Origin of the sequence: Alcanivorax sediminis (genome assembly GCF_009601165.1) — a bacterium.
GTDB lineage: Bacteria > Pseudomonadota > Gammaproteobacteria > Pseudomonadales > Alcanivoracaceae > Alcanivorax > Alcanivorax sediminis.
On sequence record NZ_WIRE01000001.1, the window covers coordinates 2,314,736 to 2,330,449 of the forward strand.

16 protein-coding genes are annotated in these 15,714 nt (G+C 56.6%); 9 read left to right on the plus strand and 7 right to left on the minus strand.

The window, feature by feature from the left end; genetic code table 11:
* The first annotated feature begins 48 nt into the window (after positions 1-48).
* A complete protein-coding gene (gene sthA / locus GFN93_RS10515) occupies positions 49-1,446 on the plus strand; it encodes a Si-specific NAD(P)(+) transhydrogenase (protein ID WP_153501051.1) in 1,398 nt (465 codons plus the stop codon).
* A gap of 157 nt (positions 1,447-1,603) precedes the next feature.
* Here the strand turns inward: sthA and smrA are convergent, their stop codons facing one another.
* A complete protein-coding gene (gene smrA / locus GFN93_RS10520) occupies positions 1,604-2,197 on the minus strand; it encodes a DNA endonuclease SmrA (protein WP_328594522.1) in 594 nt (197 codons plus the stop codon).
* Positions 2,198-2,288: 91 nt separating this feature from the next.
* On the opposite strand from smrA, the gene GFN93_RS10525 reads away from it, so the two are divergent.
* The gene (locus GFN93_RS10525) at positions 2,289-2,612 is read left to right on the plus strand and encodes a hypothetical protein (protein WP_153501053.1); all 324 of its coding nucleotides are present in this window, start codon (positions 2,289-2,291) and stop codon (positions 2,610-2,612) included.
* 91 nt (positions 2,613-2,703) lie between these two features.
* Here the strand turns inward: GFN93_RS10525 and GFN93_RS10530 are convergent, their stop codons facing one another.
* Both GFN93_RS10530 and GFN93_RS10535 read right to left on the minus strand, forming a co-directional pair.
* The gene (locus GFN93_RS10530; protein ID WP_153501054.1) at positions 2,704-2,862 is read right to left on the minus strand and encodes a hypothetical protein; all 159 of its coding nucleotides are present in this window, start codon (positions 2,860-2,862) and stop codon (positions 2,704-2,706) included.
* Positions 2,863-3,025: 163 nt separating this feature from the next.
* Positions 3,026-3,784 carry a glutathione S-transferase N-terminal domain-containing protein gene (locus GFN93_RS10535; RefSeq protein WP_153501055.1) on the minus strand — a complete coding sequence of 253 codons (759 nt, stop codon included), beginning with the start codon at positions 3,782-3,784 and terminating at the stop codon, positions 3,026-3,028.
* Between the two features lie 246 nt (positions 3,785-4,030).
* Between GFN93_RS10535 and GFN93_RS10540 the strand changes: the two genes are divergently transcribed.
* On the plus strand, positions 4,031-5,242 hold the full coding sequence (locus tag GFN93_RS10540) for an acetyl-CoA C-acetyltransferase (protein ID WP_153501056.1): 1,212 nt from the start codon (positions 4,031-4,033) through the stop codon (positions 5,240-5,242).
* A 27-nt stretch (positions 5,243-5,269) separates the two neighbouring features.
* Positions 5,270-7,432 carry a 3-hydroxyacyl-CoA dehydrogenase NAD-binding domain-containing protein gene (locus GFN93_RS10545; protein WP_153501057.1) on the plus strand — a complete coding sequence of 721 codons (2,163 nt, stop codon included), beginning with the start codon at positions 5,270-5,272 and terminating at the stop codon, positions 7,430-7,432.
* A gap of 352 nt (positions 7,433-7,784) precedes the next feature.
* On the opposite strand, the gene GFN93_RS10550 is transcribed toward GFN93_RS10545, so the two are convergent.
* On the minus strand, positions 7,785-8,195 hold the full coding sequence (locus GFN93_RS10550; RefSeq protein ID WP_328594523.1) for a VOC family protein: 411 nt from the start codon (positions 8,193-8,195) through the stop codon (positions 7,785-7,787).
* A 69-nt stretch (positions 8,196-8,264) separates the two neighbouring features.
* Here GFN93_RS10550 and GFN93_RS10555 point away from each other — a divergent pair, with 69 nt between their 5' ends.
* The gene (locus tag GFN93_RS10555) at positions 8,265-9,080 is read left to right on the plus strand and encodes a PPK2 family polyphosphate kinase (RefSeq protein WP_235901788.1); all 816 of its coding nucleotides are present in this window, start codon (positions 8,265-8,267) and stop codon (positions 9,078-9,080) included.
* A 42-nt stretch (positions 9,081-9,122) separates the two neighbouring features.
* Here GFN93_RS10555 and GFN93_RS10560 read toward each other — a convergent pair whose 3' ends face one another.
* Positions 9,123-9,485, minus strand: coding sequence for a response regulator (locus GFN93_RS10560; RefSeq protein ID WP_153501058.1), 363 nt, complete (start codon positions 9,483-9,485; stop codon positions 9,123-9,125).
* Between the two features lie 262 nt (positions 9,486-9,747).
* Here GFN93_RS10560 and GFN93_RS10565 point away from each other — a divergent pair, with 262 nt between their 5' ends.
* Together GFN93_RS10565 and purU are read left to right on the plus strand one after the other, a co-directional pair.
* Positions 9,748-10,767: an AraC family transcriptional regulator gene (locus tag GFN93_RS10565; RefSeq protein WP_153501059.1), complete on the plus strand. Its 1,020-nt coding sequence runs from the start codon at positions 9,748-9,750 to the stop codon at positions 10,765-10,767.
* Positions 10,768-10,797: 30 nt separating this feature from the next.
* Complete coding sequence (gene purU / locus GFN93_RS10570; protein WP_153501060.1) at positions 10,798-11,670, plus strand: formyltetrahydrofolate deformylase; 873 nt, start codon at positions 10,798-10,800, stop codon at positions 11,668-11,670.
* A 54-nt stretch (positions 11,671-11,724) separates the two neighbouring features.
* On the opposite strand, the gene GFN93_RS10575 is transcribed toward purU, so the two are convergent.
* Entirely contained in the window at positions 11,725-12,384 is a 660-nt protein-coding gene (locus GFN93_RS10575; protein ID WP_194285790.1) for an outer membrane protein, read from the minus strand.
* A 66-nt stretch (positions 12,385-12,450) separates the two neighbouring features.
* Here GFN93_RS10575 and rlmM point away from each other — a divergent pair, with 66 nt between their 5' ends.
* Both rlmM and GFN93_RS10585 read left to right on the plus strand, forming a co-directional pair.
* Entirely contained in the window at positions 12,451-13,512 is a 1,062-nt protein-coding gene (gene rlmM / locus GFN93_RS10580; protein ID WP_153501062.1) for a 23S rRNA (cytidine(2498)-2'-O)-methyltransferase RlmM, read from the plus strand.
* A gap of 2 nt (positions 13,513-13,514) precedes the next feature.
* Positions 13,515-14,750 (plus strand): MFS transporter, encoded by a 1,236-nt coding sequence (locus tag GFN93_RS10585; RefSeq protein ID WP_153501063.1) that lies wholly within the window; start codon positions 13,515-13,517, stop codon positions 14,748-14,750.
* Here the strand turns inward: GFN93_RS10585 and gspN are convergent.
* Positions 14,727-15,458, minus strand: coding sequence for a type II secretion system protein N (gene gspN / locus GFN93_RS10590; protein WP_153501064.1), 732 nt, complete (start codon positions 15,456-15,458; stop codon positions 14,727-14,729). The two genes, GFN93_RS10585 and gspN, sit on opposite strands and share 24 nt — an antisense overlap.
* Positions 15,459-15,714: the final 256 nt, after the last annotated feature.

Here is a 15,714-nt window from a genome sequence, read left to right on the forward strand (position 1 = left end):
ACTCTGCCACCGCTCTATACTGTACGCACGTATGAGATGGAGGTGTGAATGGACATCAGTTCCGGTTGGGATCTTGTGGTGATTGGTAGTGGCCCGGCAGGGGAGGCGGCGGCCATGCAGGCTGCCAAGAAAGATCTGCGAGTGGCCATCGTTGAAGACCAGAAGGCCATGGGTGGTAACTGTACCCACTGGGGCACCATTCCCTCGAAGGCTCTACGGCATCAGGTGCGTCAGGTGATTCGTACGCAGCGAAATCCCTTGTTGCGTGGCATTATCAACCCCCGTGACGTGCGCTGGCAGGATCTGATTGCCCGAACCCGCGAAGTGATTGATTCCCAGGTTCGGGTGCGCACCGATTTCTATATCCGTAATCGCGTCACGATCTTTGCCGGGCGAGGTCGTATCGCCAACCCTCATGAAGTTCAGGTGGATGACACGGAAGGCCGTACCCATCTGTTGGAAACGAAAAATATCCTGATCGCCACCGGGTCTCGCCCCTATCATCCGGCGGATGTGGATTTCGATCATCCCCGGGTGTATGACTCGGACACCATCCTGACCATGAATCACACCCCCCGGCACATCATTATTTATGGTGCCGGTGTCATCGGCTCTGAGTACGCCTGCATTTTCACCGGGCTGGGCATTCGTGTGGATCTGGTCAATTCCCGGGATCACTTGCTGGATTTTCTGGACACGGAGATTTCTGACGCACTCAGTTATCACCTTCGTGACCAGGGCTGCACTATCCGCCAGGGTGAAGAGTATACGCGGGTAGATGCCGATGAAGATGGGGTGACCCTGGAGCTGAAATCAGGAAAGAAGCTGCGTGCTGATGCCTTGCTGTGGTGCAACGGTCGCTCGGGTAATACCGGTAATATGGGGCTGGAAATGGTTGGCCTGGAACCGAACAATCGTGGCCAGCTCACGATAAATGAGCGTTACCAGACAGACGTTGAAAACATCTACGCGGTGGGCGATGTGGTGGGCTGGCCATCACTGGCCAGTGCCTCTTATGATCAGGGGCGTTTCTGTGCCGCCGCAATCGCTGGTGACGAAATCAAGCAGGTCAAGGATGTGCCCACCGGCATTTACACTATTCCCGGCATCAGCTCCGTGGGGCAAACCGAGCAGGAGTTGACTGAAGCAAAAATTCCTTACGAAGTGGGGCAGGCTTTTTTCCGCAACCTGGCCCGGGCCCAGATTACCGGTGAGCGGGTAGGGATGTTGAAAATCCTGTTCCACCGCGAAACCCTGGCCATCCTGGGTATCCACTGTTTCGGTTATCAGGCCATGGAGATTGTCCACGTCGGCCAGGCCATCATGCGTCAGCCCGGCGAACAAAACACTCTGGAATATTTTATCGACACGACCTTTAACTACCCAACCATGGCGGAAGCGTATCGGGTGGCGGCGATTAATGGCATCAACAGAATCAGAAGATAATGAATAGTTAATAATGAATAATTAATAGCTGCGCGAGCAGCACTTGTCTTCATGCCAGGCAATGAGGCCGCGCCCAAACTCTGGGCGCGGCCTCATGCGTTTCAAAACACAAAGAAACGTCTCGCGACGTTATTAATTATTCATTATTAACTATTAATTAGCGGTTATTCTTGCCCGCCTCCATAAAAAACTCCCGATTACGCTGCCTGGCCTGGCTGTTCTTGCGGATCAACACGAAGGTGGCGCCGGTGCCGCCACGGTTGGCGGGGGCAGTGTGATAGGCGAGGACCAGCTGGCTTTCGTGCAGCCAGTGCATCACGTAGCTTTTAAGAAAGCCGGGGCGCTCACTGTGCAGGCCCTTGCCGTGGCTGATGAGGACAGCACGAAGGCTGTTTTCGTGGGCGCGAGTAAGGAACTGGTGGACCTGGTTGCGCGCATCCATGAGCCGAACCCGGTGCAGGTCCAGGCTGTCCTGTGCCTCGTATTTGCCCAGTCTCAGTTTGCGATATACGCCTTCCTGAACACCGTTTTTCTTAACGCCTATGATGTCCAGTGGGCCGATAGGCTCTACCTGTTCCGGCACAGTGAGAGGATTATTGTCGCGCCTGTCGTCGACCGCGGCGGCACGGCGTAACTGCTCGCGAATACTGTCTTTTCGCTGTGGTTTGCCAGGATCGGCTCTGCCGTCCGGTTTGATGGGCGTCACATCCGCCATTTCCAGACGGAATAGATCGTCGTCATTACTGGGCACGGAACTGCTCCACAGATCGGAAACTTCATATTGCATGGTACACAAAGCGGGAGGAAACTGGCACAAGGACCGGCTTGAAAGAGGACTCGTTATGGAACGTCGTCGTTTTCGAAGGCCCCGGTTACGCCTGAACGTTAAGGCCAGTATCGGCAGCCAGCCTATTGGTCATGTACTAAACCTTACCGATGAAGGTGTTTGTCTCACCGGTAGAGGGGTTCCTCCCAGTCAGGTGCAGCCCTTGCGGCTGGACTTACCCATACCCTTGTACGGACAGCGTGAAGTGGCGGTGATGGCAACGCCTTGTTGGCATGACTACCTGCCCAACGGCCACTGGCGTGGAGGGTTCCACTTGCAGGTGGATGACAATGCGGTCTCCATTCTGACAACCCTGGCAGGGCGTTACGGAGACGTTTAACGCGGCGAAAAGCGAAAAGGGAAGAACTGAAAGCCTGACTGGATGCAGGCTTTCAGCGTTGCAGAGAGATCGGTTTAACGCCGTTCAGGGGTCAGGAATAACGTGAGTCACGGTGTTCCCGTTTCTCGTTATTCTCCTCACCGTGATGTCGCTGCCGTTTCGCGTCGCGTTTGCGACGTTCACGATCCGCACGTTTATGTTCTTCTTCCCATTCTGCTGGTTCATAGTCATCAAATTGTCGACGACCCATGGTGCTGCTCACTTTCCGCTGTTGATAGAAGGGACGCAGCTCTTGATCCGTAGCATGACAGATTTGCTGGCGTCTGAAGCGATATATAGCACTAAACCGGAGGCGGGAGAAGTGTCCGTAGTGGCATTTGTTGCCGCTACGGACGATGGAACGGATGAACGGATTATCGGGCGTAGGTCTGTTCCAGGTAATCGAGAATAGCGGCGGACTCAAACATTTCCTTACCGGTGTTCGGGTCAATGAGATAGGGCACCGCAATGTTGCCCGCACGGTCCATCAGATCCACACGATTACGCTGGCTGGGGGTGTAGTCCGGCACCAACTGCTTGCGCAGGGGGGGCAACAGCCAGTCATGCAGCTGGTCTCGACCCGACTGGCGCAGCAGGTAGGGGATCTGCAGTTCGGTGAGCCGCTCACGAACCAGTCGCGCGAAGGGGCTGGCTTCGAAGGAGTAAAGCTCCAACGGTTTCTCCGGTATGGCAGAGGCGTCACTGTAGATGCCGCGACGGGCGCGGGGCAGCGAGGCGGTTACGGACGCAGCGGTACGGATGCTGCGGATCAGCCAGCGTTTTGGGGCAGGGCGACCGCCGTATTCCTGATACAAGTATTCGATGATGTCTGCTGATTCGTAGAGGGCGGCGCCGGTGTTCGGGTCCATCAGGTAGGGAAACTGCTGTTTGCCCCCCAGCCGTTCGACCAGCGGTCGATAACGGTCACCGTCCTTGGGGCAGGGAAAAATCAGTGCGTCCAGGTCCAGATCGGTGAGCGCCTCACGAACCAGACGACAGAATGGGCAGCCCTCCATGTCGTAAAGTTCCAGCGGCTCGGCGGGTTCGCGCACATGCCCCCTGGTGCTGATTCCGCGCCCTTGCTGAAGCACAGACGATGCCAGTGACTGCAAAACGTTCAGAGTATGTGACATCAACGTTCTCCTTGATTGAATGCCAGCACCATAGCAGTTCGAAACGACGGTGCAATGGCTGCACAGACCCAGCAAAAGTGTTTGCCCTTTCCGCTCACCCCCCCTGTTAACTCATGTCATTGAGTGAACGGGCGTCAGGAGGCACTCTTACCGTCTTTCCATCGTGGGCAGAACGCCAGTTATTGCGCTGCCCTCCATAACCCGTCAGCAAACGCTGACATCTGCCTGAGGCAAGAGGAAGGTTCCATGACCGAAGCCTATATTTACGACGCGATTCGTACGCCCCGAGGCCGGGGCAAGAAGGACGGCTCGCTGCATACCGTGAAGCCGATTTCCCTGGTAGTTGGCCTGATTAATGAAATCAAGGCCCGCTTCCCGAACATGGACCCGGCGATGATTGATGACATCGTCATGGGCATTGTTTCTCCCCTTGGAGATCAGGGCGGCGTACTGCCCAAAATTGCTGCGTTGGCAGCGGGCCTGCCGGAAACGGTTTCCGGTCTTCAGATCAACCGCTTCTGTGCGTCAGGCCTGGAAGCGGTGAACCTGGGGGCCATGAAAGTGCGCTCCGGCTTCGAAGATCTGGTACTGGCGGGTGGTGTAGAAGTCATGAGCCGCGTACCGATGGGCTCTGATGGCACCCCCTGGGCGCTGGATCCGGAAACCAACTTTGATACCGGCTTTATCCCGCAGGGTATTGGTGCTGATCTGATCGCCACCATCGAAGGGTTCTCCCGTCGTGATGTGGATGAGTACGCGGCCAACTCTCAGGCCCGCGCAGCCAATGCGTGGGAAAAAGGCTATTTCAGCAAGTCTGTTGTCCCGGTCAAAGACATGAATGGCCTGGTGGTGCTGGACCGTGATGAGCACGTCCGTGCAGGCACCACTGCCGACTCGCTGGGCAACCTGAATCCCTCCTTCGCCATGATGGGCGAAATGGGCGGTTTCGACGCTGTTGCCCTGCAGAAGTACCACTGGCTGGAAGAGATCAACCACGTTCATACCCCGGGTAATTCCTCCGGCATCGTGGACGGCGCCACCCTGCTGCTGATGGGCTCCAAGGAAGCCGGTGACAAGATCGGTGCCAAGCCCCGTGGCCGTGTGGTTGCTACCGCCGTGAGCGGTGCCGATCCGACCATCATGTTGACCGGCCCGGCGCCTGCTGCCCGCAAGGCTCTGGCCAAGGCCGGTATGACTGCCGACCAGATCGACCTGTGGGAAATCAACGAAGCTTTTGCCTCTGTGGCCATGCGTTTCATGAAGGACATGGAAATCAGCTATGACATCACCAATGTGAATGGTGGTGCTATCGCTATGGGTCACCCGCTGGGTGCCACCGGTGCCATGATCGTCGGCACCGTGCTCGACGAGCTGGAGCGTCGAGACCAGAAATTTGGCCTCTGTACCCTGTGTGTGGGTGCAGGTATGGGTATCGCCACCATTGTTGAGCGCCTGTAAGCGGCCACCGGAATTGGAGATATTGAAATGACAGAATCGACTATTCGCTGGGAAAAGGGCGCGGACAATATTGTCATCCTGACCCTGGACGATCCGCAGCAGTCTGCGAATACCATGAACGATCGTTACACCAAGTCCATGCATGACACGGTGGAACGACTCGAAAAAGAAAAAGCTGATATTGCCGGCGTTATCGTCACCTCTGCCAAGAAAACCTTCTTCGCCGGTGGTGACCTGCGTGACCTGATCCAGGTGAAGCCGGAAAATGCCCAGCAAATGGCGGATGGCGGGAAGCTGCTTAAAGGTGATCTGCGCAAGCTGGAAACTCTGGGTATTCCGGTGGTGTGTGCCTTGAACGGCACCGCGCTGGGTGGGGGTCTTGAGATTGCCCTGTCCTGTCACCGTCGTATTGCCCTGAATAACCCGAAGGCCCAGTTTGGCCTGCCTGAAGTGTCTCTGGGCCTGCTGCCGGGTGCCGGCGGTATCGTCCGCACCGTGCGTATGCTGGGGATCCAGAACGCACTGATGAATGTGCTCATGCAGGGTCAGCGCATGAAGGTCGACAAGGCCCTCAAGGTTGGCATCATCGATGAAGTGGTGGACTCTGAAGAAGAGATGATCGCCAAGGCCAAGGAATTCATCCTGGCTAACCCGAAGTGCCAGCAGCCCTGGGACGAAAAAGGTTACAAGATCCCCGGTGGAACGCCCTCTACGCCGAAGTTTGCCGCCAACCTGCCGGCTTTCCCGGCTAACCTGCGCAAGCAGTTGAAAGGTGCCAACTACCCGGCTCCGAAAAACATCATGGCGGCTGCCGTGGAGTCTGCCCAGGTCGATGTGGACAACGCCTTCAAGATCGAAGAGCGCTACTTCATTGATCTGGTCACCGGGCAGGTGGCCAAGAACATGATCAACGCCTTCTTCTTTAACCTGCAGGCGATTAACGGTGGCGCCAGCCGTCCTAAGGATGTGCCGAAGTTCACTGCCAAGAAAGTGGGGGTACTGGGTGCGGGCATGATGGGCGCAGGTATTGCCTACGTGACCGCCATGACGGGTTCCGAAGTAGTACTGAAAGACATCTCTGTGGAAAATGCCGAAAAGGGCAAGGACTACTCCCGCAAGCTGCTGGACAAAGCCATTTCCCGCGGCAAGATGACCGAAGAGAAGAAAGAGCAGGTACTGTCCCTGATCACCGCAACTGCGGATGCCAAGGATCTGGAAGGCGTGGATTTCGTCATCGAAGCCGTGTTCGAAAGCACCGAGCTGAAACACAAGGTATTCCAGGAAATTGAAGACGTGGTACTGCCCGACGCGGTGCTGGGTTCCAACACTTCCTCCCTGCCGATCACGGGTCTGGCCAAGGGGGTGAAGAAGCAGGACAACTTCATCGGTATCCACTTCTTCAGCCCGGTAGACAAGATGCCGCTGGTGGAAATCATCTGCGGTAAAGATACCTCTCCGGAAGTGCTGGCCAAGACCTACGATTACTGTCTGCAGATCCGCAAGACCCCGATCGTGGTCAACGACGCTCGCGGCTTCTTCACTACCCGCGTCATCGGCACCTTCGCCAACGAAGGTATTGCCATGCTGGGTGAGGGCGTAGCTGCGGCTTCCGTGGAGCAGGCGGCGCAGCAGGCAGGCTACCCGGTGGGTACCCTGAAGCTGATCGACGAGATCAACATGGGAACTGCGCTGAAAATTGGCAAGGCTGCCCGTGATGATGCCGAGCGAGATGGCACCCCGATGCCCCCCGAGCATCCAGCCGAGCTGGTGATGAAGAAGATGGTCGAAGAGCTGGATCGTCCTGGCAAACTCCAGGGCAAAGGCTTTTACGATTATCCGGAAGGCGGCAAGGCGAAGCTGTGGCCGGGCCTGAAAGAAGCGTTCGGTGATTCCACCGAGATCCCGATGAAAGACATGCAAGAGCGCATGCTGTTCATTGAAGCCATGGAAGCAGTGAAGTGCTTCGAGGAAGGCGTTATTGAATCCGTGGCCGATGCTAACATCGGTTCCATCTTCGGTATCGGTTTCCCGGGCTGGACAGGTGGTGTGATCCAGTACATCAACCAGTACGAGGGTGGTTTGAAGGGCTTTGTTGTCCGCGCCCAGGAGCTGGCAGCCAAGTACGGTGATCGCTTTAATCCGCCGGCACTGCTGGTGGAAAAAGCCGAGAAGGGTGAAATCTTCAAGTAAGATCTCCTTTTCCCGCAACACAAAAAAGCCCGGCCAAGTGCCGGGCTTTTTTGTATTTGCCCGCCAAGCCAGGCGAGCTAGGCTCGGCTGAACAGGGGCAGCCCAAAAGGTTTGCGGTATTCATGTTTTCCACGAATCTGCAGTGGGCACTTGGCGTAGCGCAGTAACGCGCGTAGTGCGGCCCCGAAGGGGTGAGCGAAGCGAATAACTTGCCTGCAAGCGATCCTCGCCTAAGTGAGGCAAGGTGAGATCCGGCTGGCAGAGACCTTTCAGAAAGAAGAGTCTTGTACTGTGAGTTGCACGGTTTGACGCCAGAGCGCGGCCCCTGACGTCTTTCAACAGGCTTATTCTCTTATCTCGGCCCAACCCAGAAATGCGGATTGCAGGCGACTTCCCACAAATGCCCATCCGGGTCTGCAAAGTAACCGGCGTAGCCACCCCACTCGGTGGGCTGACCTGGTTTGACGATAGTGGCGCCAGCCTTTGCGGCCTGATCCAGTAAGGTATCAACCTCTGTGGGCGAGTCGAGGTTGTGGGCAAGGGCAACGCCTCGAAAGCCGCTACCCTCGGCGCTGACGCCGGCATCATGGGCAAGCGCATCATGGCCGAACAGACCGAGCCAGGTGCCGTTGAGCTCAAAGAACGCCACTGGCGCATCTTCTGGCATGGGCCGGCGTGGCAGGCCCAGCCCCTCCTCATAGAAGGTAATGGCGCAGGCGAGATCCCTGACGCCAAGTGTGATCATGCTGATTCTGGGTTGCACCGCTTTTTCTCCGCTATTCGGTGGTTCTGCATGCCATTATGCTGGAGAGAGCAAGGGAGGGTAAGGAATATGCCAAAGTCCACGTTCAGCGATGTGGTTGCAAAGGGAATGAACATCGACAGCCTGGGAACCCGCCCAGTTGAGGGCATGGTTGCCGACCTGGATGAGGCGCTGGCCACGCTGCGTGAATACCAGCGGCGTTTGCGTGCCAATCGTCGTTATGGCGTGTTGCTGGTGGTGCAGGGGCTGGATGCTTCAGGCAAGGATAGCCTGATACGAACGCTGTCACGCGGTATGGATCCTGCCGGATTCAGGGTGCATAGCTTTAGCCGGCCGCTGGCTGAGGAGGTGCATCATGACTTTCTGTGGCGGGTCTGGCGTCATCTACCTGAGCGAGGCGAGGTGGTTGTTTTCAATCGCAGCCATTATGAATCGGTTTTGGCCGAGCGGTTGTGGCCCGTTTCCGAGCATGCCAGTGATGAATGGCCACGCAAATATGAATCCATCAATGCCTTTGAGCAGCATTTGCATCGCGAAGGGACACGAATCATCAAGGTTTGGCTCAATACCTCTAAAGAAGAGCAGCGTCAGAGGTTGCTCAAGCGGCTTGAAACGCCACGTAAGCGCTGGAAGTTTGATGATGCCGACGTGCAAAGCTGGGCTGCGCGTGACGATTATCTGAGCCTGGTGAATGAGGTGTTACCCGCTACCCATACCGAGTGTGCACCCTGGCATGTGATTCCCAACGACAGCAAGTCCGCAGCGCGTGCCGAGGTGGCCGCGATTCTGGCCGCAACGCTGATGGCGCTGGCTCCAGACTATCCTCAAGAAAACAGGGACTGTATAGACCGCTATCGTGCATTGCTGCAGGACACGGAGAACTAGTCGTCAGGGGTGGCGGGCAGGCCCCGTCATGGCGCGGTTTGGTTAGCTGGCTTTGGCCAGGTAACCCTCCAGCCAGCGGCGAAGCTCACTCGGGCGGATGGGTTTGGCCATAAGGGTATCTCCACCAGCATCCAGACTTTGCTGCTGGTAGGCTTCGCTGCTATTGCCGGAGATGAACAGGATAGGGATATGACTGTCAGCGTTGCGCACTTCACGAGCAACACTAAAGCCGTCCAGAACGGGGAGCTCCACGTCCAGAATCATCAGATCCACTTCGCGCTGGCGAAACAGGCGCAGAGCGGCCTCACCGTCGGCTGCGAGCACATATTCATGCTCCAGCTCCTCAATGATACGGCAGATGATCAGGCTAACCGCCTTGTTGTCTTCTACAACGAGAATGCGCATGTGGTGTTTTTATCTGAAGCGGGGTTTGAGCACAAGAGCGCATAATGACGACCGCGGCAATTAGTGTGACAAGTTGCAACATTCGGCGGTAGTCGGCCCTCGAAAAGGATATGGTTACCCGCGCAAAAGGCGTTTTTCCCAAGAGTATGTCAATTGCCTGCATTTTCTTTATTATTGGCGGCTCAAGGCTCTATGAGCAACAGCAGCCCGGCTGACAATAATGCTGAACGGGCGCATTGGACGGTAGAGGACAGGCTGATCGATGTACCATCGCAGAACGATCAATATCAATCGAGTGGTCAAGTTGTTGCAGGGGGCAGCTCGATCCGGTGCCAGCATTCCAGAGTTACTCGATAAATGCGGTATTCCCCGCCAGCTTCTGGAAGATCCGGACGCCACAATCGAGCGCGATGTGTTTATCAAGATGATGCTCCTGATCATGGAGCAGACTCAGGATGAGTTCCTGGGGTTTGGCCAGGGTCGTAAATCCAAACCCGGTACCTTTTCCATGATGGCGCACGCGGTAATCAACTGTCCCAATCTGGGTTCAGCGATTGAGCGCGGTATCCGTTTCTATGACCTGTTTGAGCTCAGCTCCCGTACTGGCGTTGAGATAGACGGAGAGATGGCGCGCCTGGTGGTGAATGCTGACCCGCGCCTGGATTTTCGTGAGGTGATCATTGAGGCCTCCCTGTTTATCTGGCTGCGCTTTATGAGCTGGTTGGTGGGCAAGGCCATTGAGCCCCAGGAGGTCCGTCTCGACTACTCCGATACCCAAAATGACGAAGAGCACCGTTTCCTGTTCGATTGCCTGATTGAATACGGAGCGCACGAGAACTCAGTAACGTTCAAGTCGGAATTTCTGGACCTGCCGCTGGTTCAGAACGAGCTGTCCTTGTCCAAGTTTCTCAAGGATTCGCTGGCTCAGCTGTTCGATGGCAATATCCATAACGTGGGACTGCCGGCCCAGATTCGAGCCATCATTTCCAATGAGTATGGCAACAGCTTCCCGGATTTCACGGAAATCTGCGGCAAGTTGAACATGACCCCGCAGACCTTGCGTCGGCGACTCAAGGAAGCCAATACCAGCTACCAGGAGATCAAGGATTCCATCCGCAAGGATGCCTCGGTCTACTACCTGTCCAAGCCGGAACTCAGTATCGACGAGATTGCCCTGTTGATGGGCTTCAGTGAAGCCAGCTCCTTCCACCGAGCCTTCAAGAAGTGGACCGGAAAAACCCCGTCCAGCTATCGTAAGGAACATTTTGGTGTCAGCCAGTGATCCCGGCTGCTACCTGTATCAGGACCTGACATGACCATGACCGACGCCACCACGGCGCGACTGCTGGTAACCTGCCCGGACAAGCCGGGCATCATCAGTGCAGTCAGCACCTTCCTGTTCAATCACGGCGCCAATATCACCGATTTTGATCAGCATTCCAGTGATGCCCATGGCGGCACCTTTTTCCTGCGTCTGGAGTTTCAGACCCCGGATCTGGACTGTTCTCGTGATGCGCTGAGAAGCAACTTCGCCAGCCGTGTGGCCGAGCCTTATGGCATGCAGTGGCAGATTAGCTATGCCAGCGAGAAGAAGCGCATGGCGGTGCTGGTATCGAAGCATGACCATGTACTTATGGATCTGCTCTGGCGCACTTCCCGCGGTGATATGCCAGCGGTGATCCCGTTGGTGATCAGTAATCACGATGACCTGCGCGGCGAGGTAGAACGTTTCGGTATTGAGTACCATCACATCCCTGTGACAGCGGACAACAAGGCCGAAGCTGAAGCGGAGGCGCTGCGGCTGCTGGAAGGCCGGGTCGATGTGATCGTGCTGGCGCGCTACATGCAGATCCTCAGCCCGGAATTTGTTTCTCACTACCCACACCGGGTGATCAATATCCACCACTCGTTCCTGCCGGCCTTCGTGGGCGCCAACCCCTATCAGCAGGCTCACGACAAGGGCGTGAAACTGATTGGTGCCACCAGTCACTACGTCACCGCAGATCTGGATCAGGGACCGATTATTGAACAGAACGTTCAGCGGGTCAGCCACCGTCACTCTGCGGACGAACTGAAGGCGCTGGGGCAGGATGTGGAGCGTCAGGTCATGCTGCGCGCTGTGCGCTGGCATCTGGAAGACCGGGTGATTGTTGACGGCAACAAGACCGTGGTGTTCGTTAAATAACGCATCTGGCAACAGGCTGCACGTAACACGCCGTGAGCGTGCAGCCTGTTGCGTTTAGTTGGTGAATCTCAGGCCGATACCCAGGGTGCCGAAGTTCTCGGACTCCAGATTGGTGTATTGATATTGGGCGGTCAGGGACAGTCGGTCGAGCACGGGAATGGCGATGCCTGCGGTAACGTAGGGGGCAAGGCCTGACTGGCTCTCGCTCTGCGGTGCATCATTAACGGTGGTCACCGTGTCGCCGTTTACATTCAGCAAGATGCGTTGCTGGCGATTGTCCAGCTTGAGGTCATAGAGGTAGCCTCCCGCCTTGAGGTAAAGCCAGTAGGGGCTTTGCCAGACAACACCGGCAGTGAAACCACTTAATTCCAGAGACTCTTCCTGGCGTACACGGACTGAGTCAGCGCCGGCACCGGTCTCAGAGACGGTGGGTGAGCGGATAAATTCATTGAGCTCATCCACATCCCCTTGGGTGACGAAGCCGCCCTCAAGGCCAAAGCGGGACTTTTCACCCAGATCGACACTATTCAGCCACATGCCGATATTGATAGTGAGGCCATCGGCGGTATCGAAGCCATAGGGATCCATGTCCGCCTGGGTCATCTGGGCCTGAACAAAGAAATCCACGTCCGGCGGAGCCAGCTCTTCTTCGGCGTGCAGGGGACTAATCAGGGCGCCAACGAGCGCCAATGTCAGCGGCAGTGTTGTTTTCATTATTGATCCAGCCGTTGTGATAAGGACAATGTAGCAGCCTTGTATTGTAACCAGCGTGAGACCGACATGCCCAGCGACTTCTTGAACACCGGCACGGAAACCCTTATGGCACTGTGCCGCCCGGGCTTTGAGGCGGATCTTGCCGCTGAGCTTAACTTTCATGCGGCAGAGCAGATGGTGGCGGGGTATCCGCGCACTACGGGCAACAGTGGTTATGTGCTGTGGCACAGCCAGCAGGGCAGTATGGCGCCACTGTTGCACAGTGGCCTGATCTTTGCCCGTAGCCTGAGTCTCGGGATCGGCGAGTTCATGGATATCGGTGATGATCGCATCAGTGCTCTGTGGCCCTTGCTGGAAGCAGCTGCGCCTTTTGGGGAGGTGTTTCTTGATCACCCGGACACCAACGACGGGCGAGAAATGCAGCGTTTTCTCAAAGGCTTCAGGAAAGCCCTTGAGCCTCGTCTGAAAAAGGCGGGCTTGCTGCGCCGCAAGGCAGCGAACCGTGTGCATCTGTTTTTCAGTGACTCGCACAATGGCTGGGTCACCATTAGTCCCTTGGAGGTGCCTTTGGCTGAGGGTGGGGTGCGTCGCCTCAAGTTACCCTCAGAAGCGCCCAGCCGGTCGGCACTGAAAGTGGAAGAGGCGCTGCTGCGTTTCTTCGGTACCACCGAGGCACTCACTGCCAAAACCGCGGTGGACCTGGGGGCCGCGCCAGGCGGTTGGAGTTGGCAGCTGGCCCGCCGTGGCATCAAGGTCCAGGCGGTGGATCACGGCAAATTGAATGCCCGCCTGCTGGATGAATATCCGGTACAGCATATCTACGGTGATGCCTTTACCTGGCGGCCCAGAACCAGTGTGGATCTGGTGGTCTGTGATGTGGTGGACAAGCCTGCCCGAACCCTGCAGCAGATGGAGAAGTGGCTGGATCAGGGCTGGAGCAAGGCGGCACTTTTTAACCTGAAACTGCCCATGAAACGGCGTTTCCAGGAGGTCTGGCAATTGCTGGAAAAGCTGGCCACGACCATGGAGCGCCACCCGGAAAGAGGGGAGGTGATCATCAAGGCGGCACACCTCTACTATGACCGTGAAGAAATCACGGTGTGGGCCAGCTACCAGCGGGATTATTAAGTATGACTGCGCGGCCGGGCCTGGGCCTCTACGCGACGTTGGGCGCACTTTACTTTGCCCAGGCACTGCCTGTGAGCATGCTCGTCAAGGCGATGCCTGCGTTGGCACGCGATGCGGGCCTGCCCACCGAGTGGATTGGCTTTCTGGCGTTGCCAGCCATTCCCTGGGCGCTGAAATTCATTTGGGCGCCGTGGGTGGATCGCTGGGGTGCAGGGCGTCCTGATCATCGCAAGCGCTGGATTCAGGGCTGCCTGATCGCCGTGATGGCGGTCGTTTTCGTGGTGTCGCTATTCCCGCAGAAGTGGTTGCTGGGGCCGGGCTTCGTACTTTTGCTGGGGCTCCTTTTCCTCCTTAACCTGTTCAGCGCCACCCAGGACATCGCCACGGACGGGCTGGCTACCCGGATGTTGCCTCCGGCCTTGCGAGGGCTGGGCAACAGTATTCAGGTCAATGGCTACAAGATTGGCATGATGGTCGGCAGCAGCGCCTTGCTGATTCTGGTGGGTTGGTGGGGGTGGAAAACGACACTGGGACTGGTGATCGTTGGCATGATGCTGGTGCTGGTTCAGGTGACCCGGTTCGATGAGCCCGTTGAGCCGCCCCGTGAGCGTGAGCAGGCCAGCTTCCGTTGGTGGCTCAGGGAATTGTCCCGTTTCTGGCGGCGTCCTGGCATGGGGCTGTGGCTGTTCCTGCTGTTGTTCTACAAGGTAGGGGATGGATTCGGCACGCGCATGATCAATCCCTTCCTGGTGGATCAGGGCTGGAGCCTGGTGGAGATTGGCACCCTGGATCTGGTGATTTCATTCGCTGGGTTGGCTGGGGCCGCCATGGCTGGGCTGTTGATGATCCGCATGGCCCATCGCACCGCCTTGTTCTGCTTCGCGGTGCTGCAGGCCCTGGCTTTCGCTGGCTGGGCGCTCCTGGCCCATTACGAGGCCATGGCTTGGGTCTGGCCGGTGGCGCTGTTTGAACAGTTCACTGATGGGCTTTCCACCGTGGCGTTTTTTACCCTGATCATGGATTACTGCCGTGAAGGCCACGAAGGAAGCGATTACTCCATGCAGGCTTCAGTACGCCTGTTTGCAGTGGGCCTGTTCACGTTGGGGAGTGGTTTCAGTGCAGCGTGGCTGGGTTACGACGGGCACTTCCTGCTGGCTGCGTTGCTGGTAGGAATGATCATTCCATTGGCCTGGCGTTGGCAGCCACCAAGGCTGTCAGCCAGCGTAGCCACCGGATAGATCGATATCGTGTTGTGTACTAAAAACGACCTCTGAAGCATCGCCACCCTCGCTCATTTCCAGCAGAAGCGGGAAGGCCCGAAATACCTGCAAGCTTAACGTTTTGCCGCTAAGGCGTGCGGTGGCAAGGGGTTGTTCCTCCGGTCCGCTCACGGCCAGTACAGGGCTGTCCTTGTCCATTGCCAGGGTACCGTGGATCGGCGGTACGGTAAGCTCCATCCCTTCTCCTAGCGATACTTGCCCGCCGTCAAAACGGATCAACCCGCTTGCGGCCGTAATGGTATTGTTTGCGAGGTGCAGTTCATCCAGTGTAATCGCCATCATTCCACTGGCTTTGCCTTGTGGCAGGAAGCTGTTAATGACCTCTGCTGGAAGTCGGGCCTCCCAGTCCGCGAGGCGCCACTCTCCCCAGTCAGCGCCAACCCAGCCACTCGCCTCTACATCCCCTGATCCAATAACCAGACTAAGACCTGGCACCAGACCTTGCCAGTCCAGCTCCCAGCGAATGGAGAGTTTCTGGTTTTCGATATCGAAGACGCCCTTTCCGTGCCACCACAAGCCGTAGAGTTCAGGTCGCGGACTGCTGTCCTTGTCAGCGGAAGAGAGGTACGCCGTCACAATGCCTGCTGGCGTTAACACAATGAAAAAGACCAGGAATGAGGTCATAAAAACCAGACCCAGATAAATGCCGTGTTTTAGCGAAGTCATCAAGATTGCTCCTGTCGTTATTGTTTTTGGCCTGGATCCCAGTGAAGCAGAGTCTGGTAAATGCTGTTCATACGAAAGCGATATAAAAATGAAATTTGACGCCTGTCACGGAAATTGAATTGCGACCCATTGAAACGGCCAGAATTGACAGAGCTTTTTGTCATTAGCGGTCAGCGGCTGGATAAAAATAAAAAAACGGCGCTAGTATCTTTTCGCTCTGAACGGTTTTTTTAAAAGCATGAACGAAAGAGGGGTT